Annotated in this window: 7 protein-coding genes; 2 read left to right on the forward strand and 5 right to left on the reverse strand. The window is 72.2% G+C overall.

Annotated elements, in window-relative coordinates:
* Positions 1-7: 7 nt before the first annotated feature.
* From ACIRD8_RS11315 to ACIRD8_RS11335, 5 genes are all read right to left on the reverse strand, one after another.
* On the reverse strand, positions 8-7,411 hold the full coding sequence (locus tag ACIRD8_RS11315; protein ID WP_403989061.1) for a beta-ketoacyl synthase N-terminal-like domain-containing protein: 7,404 nt from the start codon (positions 7,409-7,411) through the stop codon (positions 8-10).
* 116 nt (positions 7,412-7,527) lie between these two features.
* Positions 7,528-14,574 carry an SDR family NAD(P)-dependent oxidoreductase gene (locus tag ACIRD8_RS11320; protein WP_403989063.1) on the reverse strand — a complete coding sequence of 2,349 codons (7,047 nt, stop codon included), beginning with the start codon at positions 14,572-14,574 and terminating at the stop codon, positions 7,528-7,530.
* A gap of 57 nt (positions 14,575-14,631) precedes the next feature.
* Positions 14,632-15,519, reverse strand: a complete 888-nt coding sequence (locus ACIRD8_RS11325) for an alpha/beta fold hydrolase (RefSeq protein WP_403989065.1) — start codon at positions 15,517-15,519, stop codon at positions 14,632-14,634.
* Complete coding sequence (locus ACIRD8_RS11330; RefSeq protein WP_403989067.1) at positions 15,503-15,769, reverse strand: acyl carrier protein; 267 nt, start codon at positions 15,767-15,769, stop codon at positions 15,503-15,505. The genes ACIRD8_RS11325 and ACIRD8_RS11330 overlap by 17 nt, the downstream gene beginning before the upstream one ends.
* A gap of 13 nt (positions 15,770-15,782) precedes the next feature.
* Entirely contained in the window at positions 15,783-17,084 is a 1,302-nt protein-coding gene (locus ACIRD8_RS11335) for an NAD(P)/FAD-dependent oxidoreductase (RefSeq protein WP_403989069.1), read from the reverse strand.
* 499 nt (positions 17,085-17,583) lie between these two features.
* Here ACIRD8_RS11335 and ACIRD8_RS11340 point away from each other — a divergent pair, with 499 nt between their 5' ends.
* Together ACIRD8_RS11340 and ACIRD8_RS11345 are read left to right on the forward strand one after the other, a co-directional pair.
* Positions 17,584-17,994 (forward strand): DUF3291 domain-containing protein, encoded by a 411-nt coding sequence (locus ACIRD8_RS11340; RefSeq protein ID WP_403989070.1) that lies wholly within the window; start codon positions 17,584-17,586, stop codon positions 17,992-17,994.
* Positions 17,991-19,529, forward strand: a complete 1,539-nt coding sequence (locus tag ACIRD8_RS11345) for an MFS transporter (RefSeq protein ID WP_403989072.1) — start codon at positions 17,991-17,993, stop codon at positions 19,527-19,529. The genes ACIRD8_RS11340 and ACIRD8_RS11345 overlap by 4 nt, the downstream gene beginning before the upstream one ends.
* The last annotated feature ends 463 nt before the right edge of the window (positions 19,530-19,992 follow it).

Raw genomic sequence — 19,992 nt, forward strand, 5'->3', positions numbered from 1 at the left:
ACGCGGATCAGGCCTGGTCGTGGTGGATCTCGATGCCGATGCCACCGAGCTGGTAGATCCGCAGGGTGGACTTCCAGACGCTCGCGTCGCCGAGCAGCTGGATCCGGCCCGGTGTGCGGCGCACCTCCTTGATGTGCACGTCGAACTCCATCTCGGGGTCGTCGCGCAGGATCTGGCCGCGGTACGACCAGGTCGTCTCCGCTTCGGAGAGCAGGGCGAAGCGGGGGTTGACCAGGCCGTCGGTGAGGCCGGTCTCCACGGCGTAGACCTGGAGGCCCTGGAGCAGGGACTCGACGCCGAGCGAGCCGGGCATCACCGGGTCGCGGTGGAAGTGGCAGGAGAAGTACCAGTCGTCGGGGCGGATCGTGCGGTGGCCGCGCAGATAGCCCTGGCCGTGGTCGCCGCCGCCGGGCAGGACGTCGACCCACTCGACGAGGTCGAGGTGGTCCCGGCCTATCCGGGGGCCGGGGCGGGTCGCCTCGGCGGCCCGGTAGGCCGCGAGGTCGACGCGGCGGGTCTCCGCGGGGCGGGAGGGCTGACGGTCGATCCAGGGCGCCACGTGCTTGCCCTTGTCGAGGCCGACCTGGTTCTCCAGGGCCTTGGCGCTGAAGTAGCCGAAGAGGGACTCGCCCCGGTAGAAGACCTCGCCGTCGGCGGACAGTTCGTAGCTGTAGTTCTGCAGGATGGAGCCGGGCATCTGGTCGCTGGAGAGCAGCGTCGACCGGTGCTGGATGGTCTTGCCGCGCAGGTCGACGTCCTTGACCAGGGTGGCGCGGCCGTCGAGGTTGCGGATGCTGAACTGCTCCTCGGGGAAGGGCAGGGTGGCGCCGAGGTAGTAGCCGAGCAGGATGGCCGCCTGGAGGCTGGACTCCATGTGGACGCAGTTGGGCATGTGCGGGTGGCCGTTGTGGTCGTAGTACCAGGCGTCGTCCGGCGAGTCGTACTCGGTGACCATGACGGCCCCGCGCTTGAGGACGCCCCGGGTGCCCTCCAGCTCCATGACCCGGTCGACGAAGAGGAAGTCACCGTTGGGGATGTACGGGGCGCGGCTGTCGGCGTAGACCTCGAACTCGGGCCCCATCGCCGTGGCCAGGTCGCCCTTGGCGGCGTGCGCCATGTGGAACTCGCTGAGCAGCGCGGGCTTTCCGGTCGCCGGGCTCAGCCGGCCGAGGAAGTGCGGGACCGTCCCGCCGGTCTCGGGGCGGTAGGGCGCTCCTGGCTTCTCCACCAGCCGGATGCCGAGCCCCGTGACGCCGATGGACGGCTTGCCGTCGCGCAGGACGACGACGTCGGCGGTGATGGCGGGGCGCGGCACCAGGGTGAGGGAGGTGATGTCGACGCGGTACTCGATCCTGTCGTGCTCCGGGGTGATCTGGCCCCGGACCTTGACCTCGGTCCGCAGGTCGGGAACGGGCTGGAAGCGGGCGTCGGGGAACGACAGGTGCAGGCCGAGGGAGAGCGCGTACACCTCCAGGAGCTGGACGGCGCCCTCCGCGACCAGCGAGCCGGCGAGTACCGGGTCGTCCGGGAAGTGGCTGGTGAAGTACCAGCCGTCCGGCACCAGGTGCTTCACGGCCTCGATGCGTCCGAGGCCCGCAGCGCCGCCCTTGCGGTCCAGGACGGTGATCTCGTCGGCCATCCGGAGCCGCTCGGTGGGGAGCCTAAGCGAGGTGTTGCAGCCGGCGGGCTGCCCGTGTCCCGGCCCGAACACCTCGGCGATCCGGCCTTCGGCGAGCCGCGCCAGGTCGGCGGGGCCCAGCGCGGTGCGCTCGGTGCGGGCCAGCGGCTTGAAGGCGCTGGAACCGGAGAAGGTGCCGTCGCCGACGGGCGGGCGGACCTTGGCCTCCAGGATGCCGAGGGAGCTCTCCAGCTCCTCGTCGGTGAAGAAGCCGGCGCAGGCGTTGTTGAGCTTGAGGATCAGCTCCCCGTCGGCGTAGCAGTCGTAGTGGAAGAAGAAGAGGAGGGTGTCCCCCTGGCGCACGAACTGGTCGATCCAGATGTCGTAGCGCAGGGTCTGGCCGACGCGGGGCAGGTCGCCGACGAAGCTGAGGCTGCTGTCGAGCAGGCGGTAGACCCGGTCACCGCGGTTGGTGAAGTCGGCGCCCAGGTAGCTGATGAGCAGCAGGTCGCACTGGCCGGCCTCGATGGTGACGGCCGGGGGGACCTGGCCGTCGACGGCGTACCAGGCGTCCACCGGTACGTCGTACTCGGTACGGATGAACGAGGGCTTGAACTCCCCCGGCTCGGCCTCCAGGGCGGTGACCCGGGTCGCGAAGTGGTACGGCGGGGCGGGCAGCCGGACCCGGCGGCGGTGCTCGTCGATCTCGGCGAAACGAGGGCCGAAGACGTTGCCGACCTTGCCGGTGGCGAACTCCAGGAGGTCGTGCTCGTCCCAGATCACGCCCTCGGGCTTGGGCGGGCGGGGCGGCGGGGTGCCCCCCTCGGTCAGCAGCGCGACGAGCTGGTCGCGCAGCTCCCGCTGGGCCTGGAGCACCTCGCGGTGCGCCTCCAGCATCTCGCTGCGCAGCCCGCGCACCAGGACGGCCGCGGTCTCGTCGCCGGTGAGCGCGGTGCTCCTGGTGGGAGCGGGCGGCACCGGCAGCGGAGCGCCGAACACGGCGCTCACCGGCGGGGACCCGGGGGTGTCCGCGGGCGGGCCGGCGGGCGGCACCTGGGCACCGGCCGGAATCATCGTGATGGGCTCCCTTTCCAACGCCAGGGCTGGCGTCGGCGGCTGCGCGGAGGGGTGGGTCGGCATCGCGGTGTCCCATTCCGTGGAGTGTTCGACGCCCGTGCCGGGCGCCGGTTCGGCGAGGAGAGAGCCCTTGGCCCCGACGGCCGGCGCGGCCTCCGCCGGACTGTGGGGGTATGCCGCGACCGGAGCGGCAGGACGGGCGGGCGGGGCGGTGGGCGTGGGGGCGGCAGCGGGTCCGGCGGGAGCACCGACGGGTGGGGCGCTGGGGGCGGGGGCGGCGTGAACCGCGGCCGGAACCGGGGCGGTCGGCGCGGCACGGACCGCGGCCGGAACCGGGGCGGTCGGCGCGGCACGGACCACGGCCGGAACCGAGGCGGTCGGCGCGGCACGGACCACGGCCGGAACCGGCGTGCGCGGCAGCGCGGCGACGGTCGGGGCCGCGGCCGATGCCACCAGCGGCGGGACCGGGGCGCCGCCCGCCAGGAAGGGCCGCAGGCCGGGCGACCGGCGCGGACCGCTGTGCGGGAGAGGGGCGAAGGCGCTGAGGTCGACCGGGATGCCGTGGGCGGCGAGGCGGGCCGCCAGCCGGGCGATGTCGGTCGCCCCGCGTGCGCCCCGCCGGTCCACCGAGACCGACAGGTGCGGCTCGTCGGCCAGGGTCTCGTGGATCCACCGCGAGCAGGTACTGCTCGGGCCGACCTCGATGAAGCAGCGGTAGCCGTCGTCGTACGCCCGTCGGACCAGCCGGGGGAAGTCGACGGTCTCGCGCAGGGTGACCGCGATGTTCCCGGCCACCGCGTCCGCGTCGAAGTCCGTCACCGGTGCGTAGTGCCGGCTGCTGTAGAGGACCAGGTCCCCCACGTCACCGGTCGGGTAGCGGTTGAGGTCGGCGAGCTCGGGCAGGACCCCGTCCACCACCGGGCAGTGCATCACGTGGTTGGCGGGCGAACGGGCGCTGCGGCAGTCCAGTTCGGCGATCAGGTCGCGGCACTGCTGCGGGTCGCCCGCGACGACGGCCTCCTGCGGCGTGTTGACGTGGGTGAGGAACACCCGGTCGTAGCGGCGCAGTGCGGCCCGTACGTCGTCGGCGGGCGCGAGCAGCACATGGGTGGCCCACACCTCCGCGTCCGGCACCTCGTCGCCCAGGCCCCACAGGTCACGGACCGTCCGCTTGGGCCCGCGCAGCATGTCGTCGAAGAGCGGCGAGGCGCTGATCTTCTCGTCACCGCGGGCGCTCTTGACCCATCCGCCGGTGGCGAAGAGCATGCTGCTCTCGCCCAGGCTGTAGCCGAGGGATCCGTGCACGGGGACGCCGAGCACCTCGCGTACCAGGTCCGTGGAGAGCAGGGCGTAACTCGTGCCGGCCGCCAGCATCAGCGGGATGTCCTCGACGAGTTCACCCTCCATGCGCATCAGGTCACGCCGCCCCAGGGGCTCCCGGGAGCGGGGGTAGAGCGCCGCACTGCGCAGGAGCTCTGCGGGGAGTTCGGCCTGGGCCTCGAAGCGGGGAAGCAGCCCGGGGAACGCCCGGAACATCGAACGCCCCAGCCCCAGGTAGGAGTTGAAGGCCCCGGGGAACACCAGCGTGACCTTGGCGTCGGGGCCGATCGGCCGTGCGGTGAAGCAGCTCCCGGACGGCGAGGTCCACTCGCCGCCGGACCGCCACACACCGGGCAGGTCCTTGAGGGCCTGGTCGATCTGGCGCAGGAGGCCGGCCGGGTCGTCCGCGACGAGCACGGCCTTGACCTTCGCCGGCCGGTCACCGAAGTCCGCCTGCCAGTCGCCGGCCCCGGCCTCGTCCGCCCCGATCGCGGTGCGGAGTTCGCCGAGCCGCCGCAGCAGCCCGTCGAAGTCGTCCGCGCCGACGGGTACGACCACTCCCCCGCCGGAGCGGGTCCAGTCGGCCTCGGTGATCTCGCCGCGTACCTGCCCGCCGGTGAGCACCAGGTGGGCGTGGCTGCCCGCCGCGCCCACGACGCTGACGGAGGCGGCGCGCCGTCCCTCGCGGTGGGAGCGCAGCCAGGGCCGGGAGTCCGCGGCCAGGAAGAACGCCGAGCCGTCGGTGCCGTCCGCCGCGATCCCGTCGGGGGCGACGGGGAAGTAGGCGTGGTGCAGGCAGAGCGCCGCCCGGATGAGCGCGGCCAGTCCGGAGGCGCATCCCGTGTCGCCCACGGCCCGGCGGGCCGAGGACAGGGCGGTGCGCAGTTCGCCGCCCGCCCGTTCGGTGCTCCAGACGCGGGCCAGGCCGTCGAGCTCGGCGGGGTGCGCTCCCCCGGCCTCGACCAGTTCGACGTCCGACGGCCCGATACCGGCCGCGGCAAGCGCGTCTTCCGCTGCGCGCTCGACGAGTTCGGCGCGTGTGGCGGGGCTGACGTCCGGCGCGTGGTGCACGGCGATCGACTCCACCGTGGCGTACACCCTGCCGCCCTGGGGCACGGTGTCGGGCCGGGTGACGACGACGGCGCCGGCGCCCTCGCCCAGGATGCGCAGGCCGTCCCGTACGGTGCCCGGTTCGAGCAGTTCGCGGGCGAGGGTGCTCTCCGGGCCGGCCGCGAGGTCGACCGCGCCCACGAGGACGGCTTCCACGGTGGGGTCGAGCAGCAGCAGCCGGGCGACGTCCAGGGCCTCGACGCCGACGGCACTGTCCGAGGAGAGGGTGAAGGAGGGGCCGGTGAGGTTCCACAGCGAGGAGACCCGGCTCGCCATGATGTTGCCGATGTAGCTGAGGACCTCGTTGGGCTCGATGGAGTCGTGGACACCGTCGCGCGCGGCCCGGGTCAGTTCGGCGAGCTGCTCCGGCGACGGGTCGACGCCCGCCGCCTCGCACCACTCGGTGAGCTTGCGGCCCAGCTCGTAGCGGGAGCCGTGACCGTGCGCGCTGGGCTCCATCTCCATGCCGATGACGACACCGACCCGCCGTGCGTCCGGGCCTGCCGTGCCGCCGGGGCGCTTGCGCTCGAACCCCGCGTCGCGCAGCGCCTCCTCGGCCACGCGCATCAGCAGCAGCTGCTGCTGGTTGAAGTGGGCGAGGTCCTTGGGCGGGATGCGGTACGAGGTGGTGTCGACCTCGAAGTCCTCGATGTAGGCCGCCTCGGGGACCGCGTCCCCGCCGAGTCCGGCCCGGTCCAGGGGGCCGCCCTCCACGGTCTCGAAGCCGCGCCAGCGCTGCTCGGGCAGGGTGCGTACGCCGACGAGCCCGTCGTAGCCCGCCCGTTCGAACTCGTCCAGGGTGGCGAAGGACCCGAAGTGCGCGCCCATCCCGATCACGGCGAGCGGGGGCGGCTCGGTGGAGGCAGCCTCCGGAGCGGGCCGAGCAGCCGGCGCGGCCTGTGTCTCCGGTGTCTCCGGTGTCTCCGGTGCGGAAAGGACGACGTGGGCGTTCGTACCGCCGAAGCCGAAGGCAGAGACGCCCGCCCGGCGGGGAGCGCCCGGGGCGGGGTCCGGCCAGGGCACGGCGTCGCGTACGACCCGGTCCGCGATGGTGCCGGGCAGCGGCTGCTCCACGCCGATCGTCGGGGGTATGACCCCGTGCGACAGCGAGAGGACGACCTTGAGGAGGCTGGACATGCCGGCCACGGTCAGCAGGTGCCCGATGTTCGCCTTGACCGACCCCAGCAGCGGGCCACGGCCGAAGAAGGCCTCGGCGCCGCCGAGTTCGGTGCTGTCGCCCAGCGGCGTACCGGTGGCGTGGCACTCCAGGTACTGGATCGCGGACGGGTCGACACCTGCTTCCCGGTAGGCGAGTTCGTACGCGGCGAGCTGGCCGGCCTCGTTGGGCGCGAGCAGGTGCTTGCCGGGGCCGTCGTTGGTGAGGGCGAGGGCGTCGATCACCGCGTGGATGCGGTCGCCGTCGCGCCGGGCGTCGGCGAGCCTCTTCACCGCGATCATCGCGGCGCCCTGCCCGGTGACGATGCCCCGGGAACGGGCGTCGAAGGGCTGGCTGAAGCCGTCCTGCGGGTAGGCGCGCAGGTCGGAGAAAGACAGGTGGATCACGGTGGGGTCAGGTGCGCAGACACCCCCCGCGAGCATCAGGTCGGCCCGGCCCGTCTCCAGGTGGGCGCAGGCGAGCTTCAGGGCGTACAGCGCGGAGGAGCATGCGGCGTCGAGGGTGAACCTCGGCCCCTCCAGGCCCAGGGCGGCCGCGACGACACGGGCCGGCATGCCGCCCGCCCAGAGGTTGTGCGCGGTGACCGGACCGGACGGGTCGGGGGCGCCGGGCGTGATCAGGTCGTCGGGCACGGGGAGACCGGCCTCGGCGAGGCCCTGGGCCACGGCGGAGTCCCAGAGCTCACCGGCGAAACGTCCGGAGGCCGGGGTGGGGAACGGATAGTTCCCGAACACCACCCCGGTCCTCCGTCCGTGCCGGCCGTCCGCGGTCAGGGGGTGGCCCGCGTCGGCCAGCGCGTCCCCGGCGACCTTGAGCGCCCAGTGGAACGAGCGGTCCAGGCCGGCCAGGTAGTCGGCGGGGAGGAGATAGTTCTTCGGGTCGAGTCCCGCGGCGCCCTCGTCGTACTCGTCCAGGAATCCGCCCCTGGTGCAGTAGATGCGGTGCCTGTCCTCGGGGTCGGTCTCCCGGGCCTCCGGCGCGTGGCCGAAGACACGGTCGTCGCCGTCGGTGCGTGAGTCCACACCTGCGATCAGGTTGCGCCAGTAGTCGTCGGGTGTCCCGGCCCCCGGGAAGAGGCAGGCCAGGCCGACGATCGCGTACTTGCCCATGGTTGGGTCAGCCTCCGGGTGTCCGCATGGTTCGGTTCGGGAGTCAGGGGTCGGGAGGGTGGTACGGCCGGGTCCGGCCCCGGGGGGCGGGGCCGGACCCGGCAGGGGGGTGGACGTCAGACCGAGACGGTCGCGGTCCCGGTCCTTTCGACCGCTCCGAACTTGCCCTCCAGCTGCGCGTCCTCCACGACCACCACACCGTCGAGGACCTGGAGCACACGGCCCTCCTGGTCGAGCGCGGTGATCGTGCAGGTGATGCCGCTCGGCCCGGAGACGACGTTCTCCACCGCGATCAGGAACTCCCGGTCGGCCGGCAGCTCCGCGTGGAAGCGGGCGGTGGCGATCTCCAGCGGCAGGGAGGCGCGGTTACGGAACCGGCGCACCCACACCAGCGCCGACTGGAGCAGCAGATCGGCGATGACCGGGCTGTGGAACCGGCCGTGGTAGGCGCCGCGGGCCGGCAGCCCGTCAGCGAGCCGTGCGCCGAGCAGCAGCAGTCCTTCCTCCGCGACCAGCACCGAGCGGATGCCGCGCAGCGCCGGGCCGTGGAAGAGGGTGCCGTCCCGGTAGAGCGGTGCAGCGTCCGTGCGGTTCGCGGCACGGGCGGCACGGGCGAGGTCCGTACGGTCCGCGGGTGCCGGCGGCGCTTCGGTGGAGAGGCTCGCCCCGTACGACGGCCTGCTCCGCCCGGCGTCGTCCACCGCGGAGGCCAGCACCTCGATCGCGTTCGGGCGGGTGGCCGGTCCGGGCTCGATGAACAGCCGCAGCCGTGAGGCGTCGGCCCCCTCGCCGTCCGCCGCGTCCATCACGAGGCCCTTGAAGACCTTGAACGCGGAGACCTCGGTCACCGGCCTGCCGGTCACCCGCTCGGTGGTGTTGACGAGCGCGCCGAGAGCGGCGGTGGCGGGCAGTACCCGCTTGCCTCCGATCGCGTGGTCCGCGAGCAGCGGGTCGGCGGAGATGTCGGCGAGCGTACGGTCGACGAGCAGCGTCGGCGCGGCCGGCGAGCCGTCGGCGGGCGGGGCGGACAGCGGAGTGAGCGGGCCGGCGACGACCACCGTGTCCTGGCCGCGGGCGGCGGTGAACTGCTCGGCGAACATGCCCGCCCCCGTCGCCACCGGTACCAGCGCCACGCCCCGGGAGGCGAACATCCTGCGCAGGTCGTCGGTGACCATCCCGCCGTCCCACGCGCCCCAGTTGACGGAGGTCACGCGGGCCGAGGGAAGCTCCTGCCTGAGCCGCACCGCGAGGCGGTTGAGCGCCTCGTTGGCGACGGCGTAGTCCGACTGGCCCCGGTTGCCGAAGAATCCGGCGACGGAGGAGAAGAACACCAGGTGGCGCAGGTCGGCCGTACCGCGGAGGGCGTCCAGCACGTTGCCGAGGCCGAGGATCTTCGTCCCGAGGACCCGGTCGATCTCCTCGGCGGTCTTGTCGGTGATCAGCCGGTCGGCCAGGACACCCGCGCCGTGCACCACGCCGGTGACGCGTGCGGCATACGGAGCGAGAGCCGTACGGACCGCGGCGGCATCGGTGATGTCCACGACGAGGTACTCGACGGTGGCTCCGGTCGCCCGCAGCCGGTCGAGGTTGGCCTGGATCTCGCGGCTGCCGGTCACCTCGCGGTAGACCGCCTCGACGCCGCGCGGGGTGGCCTTCTCCCCCGAAGCGGTGATGCGCTTGGCGATGAGGCCCTTGAGCGCAGCGCCTTCGGCACCCGCCGACCAGGTGGGCTCGGGGGTCACCTGGCTGCGGCCGAGCAGCAGCAGCCCCACGGGGCGGGCCTGCGTCAGCGCCTGGAGGCAGTCCGCGGTGATGCCGCGGGCGCCGCCGGTGACGACGAGCAGATCCCGTACCCCGATCTCCGGTACGGCCGTGACGTACGCGGCCGACGGCTCGGCGGACGGCACGATCGTGCGGCGCCCCTCCGGGTCGACGCCCACGTCCGACAGGTCGGACGACACGTCGTGGATCTCGTCCAGGAAGCGCGCGGCGACGGTGCGGTCGTCGAGGCCGGGTGCGAAGTCGACGGTGCGCGTGAAGAGCGCGGGGACCTCGATCGCCAGTGTCTTGACGAGCCCGCTCACACCGCCGAGCAGGGCGGATCCGGTGCCGCCGCCGCGGTAGCCGTTCGCTCCGTCCAGCCGGGTCACCGCGACGAACGCGGCGCGGTCGCCGGCGGCGGCCTTCAGCGGGGCCTGGGTCACCTTGGCCACGAGGACGGTGTGCGCCAGGCGGCGTGCCGCCTCGGTCCACCCCTGTCCGGCCTCGGCGGCCATCTGCACGACCAGGTCGAGCCGCCCGGCCGTGACAGCCGCGGCGAGCTCCTGCTCGTCCCACGTACGGAGCGGGCGGACGGCGTCGGCCTCCGCGGAGGTGGTGGCGCCCGGCAGGACGACGACCTCCACCCGCCAGCCGTCGGCGCGCAGACCGGCCACGAGCGGCCGGGTCAGCGTCGACCCGTCGTCGAGGACGAGGGCGACGGGCTGCTCGGCGTAGGCCCGTACGACCCGGCAGACGGCCGGGAGTTCGCGTACGGCGGCGAAGGTCCGTCCCACGCCGGCCGCCTGGGGGTAGGTGACGGCGAGGGGGGACTCGGCGGCGGGCCCGGACACGCTGGGGGCCGCACCGGAGGCGGAGGCGAGGAAGCCGGCGATGTCGTCCAGGGTCCGCAGCTCACCCATACGCTCCGGATCCACCTCACCCGACACCGGGAAGCGCTCCTGAAGCGCACCCATGATCTGGACCCGCTTGATCGAGTCGATCCCCAGGTCGGCCTCCACGTCCATGCCCGGTTCCAGCATCTCCACCGGGTAACCCGTCTTCTCCGCCACCACTTCGAGCAACGCCCCGAGCACAGCGGCGTTCACCTCGTCGGAGGGAGCGGACGCGGCAGGCTCCGTGGCCACCGGAGCGGCGGGAGCAGCTGGGGCGGGCTCGGCCGGGGCGGTCGTCGCACCGGAGGCGGAGGCGAGGAAGCCGGCGATGTCGTCCAGCGTCCGCAACTCGCCCATACGCTCCGGGTCGACCTCACCCGAGACCGGGAACCGCTCCTGGAGGGCACCCATGATCTGGACCCGCTTGATGGAGTCGATTCCGAGGTCGGCCTCGACGTCCATGCCCGGTTCGAGCATCTCCACCGGGTAACCGGTCTTCTCCGCCACCACTTCGAGCAACGCCCCCAGCACAGCGGCGTTCACCTCGTCAGAAGGCTCGGAGAGCGCCGGAGCGGCAGGAGCAGGAACAGCGGAAACAGCTGGAGCGGGCTCGGCCGGGGCCGCGTTCGCGCCCGACGCCGAGGCCAGGAAGCCGGCGATGTCATCCAGCGTCCGCAACTCGCCCATACGCTCCGGATCCACCTCACCCGACACCGGGAAGCGCTCCTGAAGCGCACCCATGATCTGGACCCGCTTGATCGAGTCGATCCCCAGGTCAGCCTCGACGTCCATGCCCGGCTCCAACATCTCCACCGGGTAACCCGTCTTCTCCGCCACCACCTCCAACAACGCCCCCAGCACAGCGGCGTTCACCTCGTCGGAGGGAGCGGACGCGGCAGGCTCCGTGGCCACCGGAGCGGCGGGAGCAGGAGCGGCAGGAGCGGCAACGGGCTCGGCCGAAGCGGCCGGGGCTGCGTTCGCACCCGAAGCCGAGGCCAAGAAGCCGGCGATGTCATCCAGCGTCCGCAGCTCACCCATACGCTCCGGATCCACCTCACCCGAGACCGGGAACCGCTCCTGGAGGGCACCCATGATCTGGACCCGCTTGATCGAGTCGATCCCCAGGTCAGCCTCGACGTCCATGCCCGGCTCCAACATCTCCACCGGGTAACCCGTCTTCTCCGCCACCACCTCCAACAACGCCCCCAGCACAGCGGCGTTCACCTCGTCAGAAGGCGCAGGGACAGCGGGCTCCGCCACCACCGGAGCGGGGGCAGGGGCCTCCACCGGGGCGACGGCAACAGGCTCAACTGGCGCAGCAGCCGGGGCGGCCGTGGCCGTGGGTGTCTCCTCGCCCTTCAGGGCGTCGATCAGGAGTCGCGTCGCACGCTCGTGTGCCGTCGTGATCGACGCGCCGTGCTGCTCGATGAGCCGGAGTGCCGCGTCGGCGTCGGGGTGGGCGCCGGAGCGGACCGACTGTTCGAGGGTCTTGACCGCCTCCCGGATCGTCTCGACGTGCGCGTCGAGGATCTCGGCCTGGAGGTCCAGCCCTTCCTTGGCCACCGCGCTCAGGCTCTCCACCGTGCCCTCCGGCGACGGTGCCACCGGCTCGGAAGCCGGCTCGGACACCGGCGGGGACACCGGCGGGGACACCGGCGGGGAGACCTGCGGCGAAGGCAGCGCCTCGCGCGAGGGCTCGCCGAGCGCCTCGCGGTACGCCGAACGGCGGGCGTCCGTCACGTAGTTGATGCCTCGCAGCGGGATCGCCATGCCCTTGCCCTGACGCACCTCGGGCACCTCGGCGCTGTGGTCGTCGATGCCCGTGACCGGGAGGCCGAGGACCGCCAGTTCGATGACGGCGCGCTTGAGGGCGATCTCGCCGTCCTTGGCGGGGCCACCGTCGACCGCGACGGTCCGCACGCCCTCGCGCCCTTCGAGCACGCGGTCCACCAGGTCCGAGAGGACCCGCTTGGGGCCGAACTCCACGAAGACCCGGAAGCCGTCGGCGTACATCTCCTCGATGCGGTCGGCGAAGGCCACCGGACGCAGCAGCTGGTCGACCAGCGTGCGGCGGCTCTCGGCCTGGTCGGCGCCGTAGGAGGCGCCGGGGGTGTTCGCGTAGACGGGTATGCGCGGGGCGTTCAGGGCGACGCCCTCGACCGCCTCGCGGAACGCGTCGGCCGCGTGGGCGACGAAGCGGGTGTGGAAGGCCGCGGAGACGGGGAGCCGCTTCGCGGGGACCTTGCCGCTCGCCGAGTCGGCCACCAGGCGGTCGATCTCGGCGGTGGGGCCGCCGACCACGATCTGGCCGGGGGCGTTGATGTTGCAGACCGACACGTCCCGGTAGCCGGCGACGAGTGCCTCGACCGCGCTCAGCTCACCGCGTACGGCGGCCATGGCGCCGGAGTCGTGGTCCGAGGCATCGGCGGGCGGGGCCATCGCGAGTCCGCGGGCCCGGGCCAGCTCGGCGAATCCGTCGTCGTCGAGGGCGCCGGCCGCCCACAGGGCGGTCAGTTCGCCGAAGGAGTGTCCGATGACGCCGTCGGGGGCGAACCCGAGCTCCTTGAACCAGGCGAACTGTCCGGCGGACAGCGCGCCGATCGCGGGCTGGGCGAACTCGGTGCGCCGCAGCGACTCCTCCTGCGCCGTGCGCGTGGCGTCGTCGAAGGCGGGCGGCGGGAACACGACGCGGCCGAGGGTCTCGGCCCCCGAGGTCAGCCGGTTGGCCCTGTCGTACGCGGCGAGGACGGGCGGGACGGCGAGGGCGGCCTCGCGGCCCATGCCGACGTACTGGCTGCCCTGGCCCGCGAAGAGCGCGGCGGCCTTCGTGCCGGCCGGGATGCCGGAGCGGCGGTAGGTGATCCCCTTGGGGTGCTGCCAGGCGTCCGCGCCGGCCTTGGCGCGCAGCAGCTCGACGGCGGTGGTGCGCAGGGCCTCGAACTCCTCGTCGGAGCGGGCCACGATGCCGATGCGCGCGTCGCCGGCGGGCACCCAGCCCAGCGGGTCGGGCGCCGCGCCCTGCTCCAGGCGGCGGGTGAGCGCCTCGGGGTCGGCGGCGTGCCAGAGGCCGGTGCGGGCGACGGGCCCGAGCACCTTGCCGCCGGTGGTGTCGTGCTCCTCCAGGACCATGTGGAAGTTGGTCCCGCCGAAGCCGAAGGAGGAGACGGCGGCCCGGCGCTTGTCGCGGTCCGGGTCGGCGATCCAGGGCCTGGCCTGGGAGTTGACGTAGAAGGGGGTCTCGGCGGGGTCGACGGCGGCGCTGGGCTGCTCGACGTTGATGGTCGGCGGCAGGACCTTCTGGTGCAGGGCGAGCGAGAGCTTGATGAGCCCGGCCGCGCCGGCCGCCGCCTTGGTGTGCCCGATCTGGGACTTGACGCTGCCGATGGCGGCGTAACCGCGGGCGTCCTGTCCCTCGGCCACGAAGGAGCCGAGCGCGGAAAGCTCGGTATGGTCGCCGACGGCGGTGCCGGTGCCGTGCGCCTCGAAGAGCTCGATGGAGCCGGCGGGGACGTCCGCGTCCTCGTAGGCGCGGCGCAGGGCGAGCTGCTGGCCCTGGGCGCGCGGGGCGTAGATGCTCTTGAAGCGGCCGTCGCTGGACGTGCCGATGCCGCGCAGGACGGAGTAGATCCGGTCGCCGTCCCGCTCGGCGTCGGCGAGCCGCTTGAGGGCGAGCATGCCGATGCCCTCGCCGATCAGGGTGCCGTCGGCGGACTCGTCGAAGGGCCGGATGATCTGGCTCTTGGAGAACGCCGGGGTCTTGCTGAAGCACATGTACATGAGGATCGTGTTCTCGGCGTCGCAGCCGCCGGTGATCATCAGGTCGGAGCGGCCCTCGACGAGCTCGCTGACGGCGAGCTTGACGGCGGCGAGTGCGCTGGCGCAGGCCGCGTCCACGGTGCAGTTGGTGCCGCCGAGGTCGAAGCGGTTGGCGATGCGTCCGGCGACGACGTTGCCGAGCATGCCGGGGAAGGAGTTCTCCTCCCACGGGATGTACGCCTTCTTGAAGCGTTCGGCGACCTCTTCGGCCTGGGCCTCGCTCAGTCCGACGCTGCGGACGACTTCCTTCAGGACCGGCGTCTGGAGCCGCGCGGAGAGCGGCTGGGTCAGCGAGTTGGCGCCGGTGACGCCGAGGATGACGCCGGTGCGTGTCGGGTCGTACCAGCCCGAGCCCTCGGTGCCCGCGTCGCGCAGGACGTCGCGGGCGACGGTCAGCGAGAGGAGCTGGAGGATGTCGGTGACCTCCAGGGTGTTCGGCGGCAGGCCGAACTCCATGGGGTTGAAGGCGATCTCGGGCAGGAACCCGCCGCGCCGGGCGTAGGTCTTGTCCTCGGCGGCGGGGTCGGGATCGTAGTAGTCGTCGAGGTTCCAGTGGGTGTCCGGAACGTCCTCGATGCAGTCGTTGCCGTCGACGATGTTGTGCCAGAACTCGCGCACGTTGCGCGACTGGGGGAACAGGCCGGCCAACCCGACGATGGCGATGGGTGTCTCGGCCAGACGTGAGTGGTGCACGACGGTCCTCTCGTTCAAGTGCGGCGGGTGGGCGGGGCGCGGGTCCATGGGTGTGGTTCAGGCGACGGCGGAGCCGGCCAGCAGTCCGGCGATCGCGCTCACGGCCTCGGGGTCCCGGAGCATCGTGTAGTGGTCGCCCGGGACGCCCACCTGTCGTACGGGATGTGCGCTGAGACCGCTCCAGCCGAGGTCCCCGCTGGTGGGCAGCAGGGAGCGCTCCGGCTTGACGAGGGTGAGGGGGCGGTCGATCGGGCCCGGCTCGTACGGGGCGGTGCAGCGGTTGTTACGGGACAGGCCGCCCTGGTAGGCGGCGTACAGCTTGCGCAGGCCGGCGAGCTCGGTGCCTCGCGGCAGGAGGCCCTGGGCGACGGCGGCGTCGAGCACCTGGGGCAGCCCGTCCTCGGGTGCGGCGAGGGACGGGACGCTCACGGTGAAGGGCCTGCGGCGTTTGGCTCCGAGGTACATCGCGAACCAGTCGAGGAGCATCGAGGCGTCGAGCAGTTCGTCGGTGCGCTTGAAGGCGGGTACGGGGGCGATGCTGTCGAGCAGGACGAGGTCCCGCAGGACGGCGCCGCGTCCGGCCGCTTCGAGCCGGGTGGCGATCTCGTACGCGACGACACCGCCGAAGGACCAGCCGACGAGCGAGAACGGCGCGGAGTCGAGCCCCGCCGCCCGGAGTTCGGTCAGGCAGCGGTCCGCCAGCGCCTCGACGGGCACGACGGGTGCGCGCGGGTCGAGGGCCGCGGCGAGGAACTCGGTGACGTTGCCCAGGTCGAGCAGGTGCAGGGCGGTGTCCTCGGGCAGCTGCCCGGCGAGCGCCTCCCACTCACCGGCCGCGAGCGCGCCCGGGTGGACGGCGCAGATCCGGTGGGCGGCCGCCCCGTCCGCGTCCCGCAAGGTGCGCAGGACGGGGCGGGGTGTGGACGGGTCAGGCCGCGGCGACATGGTTGGCGCTCTCCTCGGCGATGTGCTCGGAGAGCGCGGCGACGGTCGGGTGGTACCAGAGGGCGGTCGCCTCCAGCTCGAAGCCGAGCCACTTCTCCAGTTCGCCGGCGAGGATGAGGGCCTCGGTCGAGTCGAGGTCGAACTCGTCGAAGTAGCGGTCGACGTCGATCTCCGAGGCCTCCACCTCCAGGCGGACGGCCAGCTTCTCCACCAGCCAGGCCTGTGCTTCCGGTGCGGTGACGGTCTGCATGGGATTCCTCGATTCACTTCTTGACGGCGTTGGGGCGGAGATCACGGGCGATGGACTCGGCGGCCTTGAGCCCCGAGACGAAGCCGGCCTCGTGGGACCCGATCAGGTCGTGGCCGATCTTCGGGGAGTGGAAGTACGAACCGGCGAGCTTGACGCGTCCGGTCTCGTTGACGGAGTAGATGGTGCGCTGCATGGTGCGCACGTCCAGGTCGATGATCGGGTGGGTGAACGGGAGCTCACGGATGACGAGTTCGTCCTTGGGGACGATCGGCGAGTCGAGCGTGACGAAGTAGTCCTTGCTCGCGGTGAAGCCCTGGAGCGAGTTCATGTAGTACGCGACCCAGGTGCGGGTCCGCCCGTCCACGGTCTTGAGGCCGTAGTTCCAGCTCTGCCAGCGCTCGCGGTTGGGCGGCATGGCGGCCGGGTCGGTGTGCAGGACGGCGCTGGTGGAGCTGTAGCGGACCTTGCCGAGGATGTCGGCCTGGAGCGCGGTGGGCTGTTCGAGCATCGCGAGCGTCTGGTCCGCGTGCGAGGCCAGCACCGCGTAGTCGTAGCGCTCCTCGCCGTCGGCCGTGCCGATGACCACCCCGTCGGCCTCCTCGCGGACCCGGGTGACGGGGCTGGAGGTACGGACCTTGCCGTGGATGCCGGCGACGACCCTGCGTACGTACTCGATGCTGCCGCCGGCCACGGTCTTCCAGTTGACCGTGCGGCCGCCGAGGCCGCCGGGGTCGTGGGACATGAAGAAGGCGATGACGGTCGTGGCGGGCATCTCCCAGATGAGCTCGGCGGGGACCGACCAGACGGCGGTGGCGAGCAGCACGACGTAGCCGTACTTGAAGGCGTCGGAGTAGCCGCCGCGCCGGAGGTACTCGCCGAGCGCCATGTCGGTGCGCTTGCGCAGGAAGTCGCGCGGCGCCTCGCGGTGGAAGCGCTCGGCGTCCCGCCACAGGGTGAGGAAGTCGGCCGGATAGCGCTTGGCTATCTCCTCCTCGGTGAGTTCGAACTCGGTCGTGCCGTAGTCGAGGCCACGGTCGAGGTCGAAGAAGTCGAACCCGCCGGTGTGGTCCAGGGCGGGGGCGCCGATCTCCTCGAAGAACGCGGTGATCTGCGGGTAGGTACGGGAGTTGAAGACGACGAAGGCGGTGTCGATCCCGATCGTCCGGCCGTCCTCCTCCTCGACCTCGACGGTCAGCGCGTGGCCTCCGGGCCGGTCGTCCTTCTCGTACACGGTGACTTCGACGTCGTCCGGCAGGTGGTGTGCGGCGGACAGTCCGGATATGCCGGCACCGACGACAGCGACACGGGTGGTCATGGCAGGCAGCCCTTCGGCGTGAGCGGTACTCGTGGAACCGGTCGCGCGGCGCGACGACGGCTGGGGCGCAGAGGGGTGAGACCTCTGGGGCGGGGAGTTCGCGTGTGCCCCCCGACGGGTGGCGACGGCCGGTGTGACGACGGCGTCGCTGCGACGGCGGGGTGTGACGACGGTGGGGTGTGACGACGGTGGGGTGAACGGTGTGCCGGCGGCGGGGCCGGCATGGCCAGAAACGTAGGTCGGCCGCCGCGCGGGGGTCAATCACCGCATCGGGGATGCCCGGCCGCCCATCGGAATACCCGATCGACTGAAAAACCGGTGTCCGGATTCGAACGTCTCTGCGCTCGTGACTGTTATTCGGCCAACTCCGCACACGATCCGAAGTTCATCCTCCGCGACTGTCCGGATCACGGTCAGGGTGGGCTCTTGTAGGAGGCAGGTACCCCTGCCCCGATGCCCAGTGTCATGCCGTAGCAGTAGTAGTAGAGGAGGGGCTTCCATGCCCACCATTCCCTGGATGCCAGGGGCAGCCGCCGACGAAGCGACCGCCGACTCCGGCCAAGCCGTGGTCATGGCTTCCAAGTTCCATGTCACCTCGTTGCTCCAGGTCCCCCGCTTCTTCCTCCTGTCGCTGGTGGTCTGGAAGCAGGTCAGGTCCGCACCCGGCGTCATCGGCGCCTCGCTGCGCGCCGAGCCGCTGAAGAAGACCTTCTGGACCCTGTCGGCGTGGAGCTCCCAGGAAGCCCTGGACACGTTCTCGCGCTCGGAGCCGCACGCCGGGATCGCCGGCCGCCTCCGCAAGGTGATGGCCCGTTCGGTGTTCGTCTTCTACCCCACCGGCCGCGAACAGCTGCCCGCGGGCTGGGACGACGCGGTGCGGCGGCTGACCGAGAAGGAGGCGGGCCGATGAGCGCCGTCACGGGGCAGGCCACCACGGACACTCCCCCGAAGCCGGTGATCCCGCGCGGCGCGCTGGTGCTGACCGCCGCCTGCCTCGGGCTGTTCATGTCCTTCATCGAGGTCACGGCGGCGATCTCGACCCTGCGTGCCCTGCAGGTCGACATGCACGTCGCCCCCGCCGACCTGAGCTGGGTGTCGAGTACGTACACCCTGGTCGTGGCGGCCTGTGTGCTCTCCGGTGGCGCGCTGGGCGAACGCTTCGGCCGGCGGCGTGTGTTCGTCATCGGCGTGGTGGCGCTCGCCGTGGGCTCGCTCGTCGTGGCGACCGCGAGCGGCTTCCCGCAGGTGCTCGTCGGCCGGGCGGTCAGCGGGGTCGGCGGCGCGCTGGTGCTGCCCACGTCGCTCGCCATCATCACCACGACCTTCTTCGTCGATCTGCCGCGCATGCTGCGCTACATCACCATCTGGGTCTCCATGTCGGGTGTCGGCCTCGCCGTGGGTCCGCTGCTCGGCGGCGCGCTGCTGGACCGGTTCGACTGGCCCGCGGTGTATCTGGTGAACGCCCCGCTCGCGGTGGTGACGGTGGCCGTCACCCTGTACGCGGTCAAGGAGACGAAGGTCCCCGACCGGGCTCTCGACCTGCCGGGCCAGTTCCTGTCCATCGTCGGTCTCGGCACGCTGGTGTACGGCATCGCCGTCGGCGGCCGCGAGGGGTACGGCGACCCGGTGGTGGTGACCACGCTGGTGGTCGCGGTGGTGGCCCTGACCGCGCTGGTCCTGGTCGAGCGGCGGGCTCCGGTGCCGATGCTCGACGTACGGATGATGGCCTCGGTCCCGCTGTCCGCCACGCTGGTGGTGGCGGCGAGCGCGCTCTTCACCTTCGTCGGCGTCGTCTTCCTCGAAGTGCTGTTCCTCCAGCGGGTCCAGGGCGCCGCTCCCATGGACACCGGCCTGAAGCTGCTGCCCGCGATGGTCGCGTTCGTCCTGTCCACCCTGGTGGCGCAGCGGATCGCGACCAAGGTCGGCCCCGGCCGACTGCTCGCCGTGGGCTCCCTGGTCACGGCCGCGGCCGCCGTCGTCCTGGTCGGGCAGCAGCCCGACAGCGCGTACGGGATCACGGCCGTCGGCCTGGCTCTGCTGGGCCTGGGCAGTGGTCTCGTCGTCGCCCCGTCGACCGCGGCGGCGTTCGCCGTGGCGGAGCCGGCCCAGATGGGTGCGGCCTCCAACGCGGTGACGGCCTTCCGCCAGGTCGGCTCGGTGCTCGCCACCGCCATCCTCGGCGCGGTACTCGCCGTTCGGTTCGTCGGCGCGCTGCCGGACCGGCTGGACACGGCACACGTGCCTCCGGAGGTCGCCACCCAGGTGGTGGCCGTGGCGCGGGAGGGCGGCAACAGTGCCGGCCGTTCCACGCCCGAGGTCACCGAAGCGGTCGCCGCGTCGTTCAACGTCGGTATCCACACCGGTCTGTGGGTCGTGGCCGGCGTGTCCGCACTGGCCGCCGTGCTCGCTTTCGCCTTCGTTTCGCGCAAGACCAAGGCAGCTTAGGATTCGGAATTCCTGATAAGGCTTCAGGAATTCCGATGGCACGCAGAAGCTCCCCCGAAAACTATGTACTCGGCACCCGCGCGATGGTGTCATTAAATCAACGCGGAGAACCCTCCGCGTTGATTCGAGAATTCGAGGGGAGGAAAAGAAGATGGACATCGTCATCATCGAGGACCGCGAGGTTGTCGCCCACCACCCGAGCCTCTGAGACGGGAGCACCGGCCGCCCTGGCCCCCGCACCGCGGGGGTCGCGGCCGACTCGTCCGGCATCCGCCTTCCAGAATTCCGTTCCGAGAATTCCGAGGGGAGGTAAGGAAATGGACATCGTCATCATCGAGGACAGCGAGGCCCTCGCACATCACCAGGGCCTCTGAGGGAAAAGGCCCCCGCACGTGTGACGAGGGGCCAGGGCAATGAACGTTCCGGCTGCGAGACGGGCTGTGTCTCGCAGCCGGGCGTGCCC

This window comes from Streptomyces sp. NPDC102451, assembly GCF_044765485.1.
GTDB lineage: Bacteria > Actinomycetota > Actinomycetes > Streptomycetales > Streptomycetaceae > Streptomyces.

Coding starts and splice junctions, on each gene's coding strand:
- ACIRD8_RS11315 (WP_403989061.1), bottom strand. CDS start 7,411: ATGGGCAAGTACGCGATCGTCGGCCTGGCCTGCCTCTTCCCGGGGGCC.
- ACIRD8_RS11340 (WP_403989070.1), top strand. CDS start 17,584: ATGCCCACCATTCCCTGGATGCCAGGGGCAGCCGCCGACGAAGCGACC.
- ACIRD8_RS11325 (WP_403989065.1), bottom strand. CDS start 15,519: ATGTCGCCGCGGCCTGACCCGTCCACACCCCGCCCCGTCCTGCGCACC.
- ACIRD8_RS11335 (WP_403989069.1), bottom strand. CDS start 17,084: ATGACCACCCGTGTCGCTGTCGTCGGTGCCGGCATATCCGGACTGTCC.
- ACIRD8_RS11345 (WP_403989072.1), top strand. CDS start 17,991: ATGAGCGCCGTCACGGGGCAGGCCACCACGGACACTCCCCCGAAGCCG.
- ACIRD8_RS11330 (WP_403989067.1), bottom strand. CDS start 15,769: ATGCAGACCGTCACCGCACCGGAAGCACAGGCCTGGCTGGTGGAGAAG.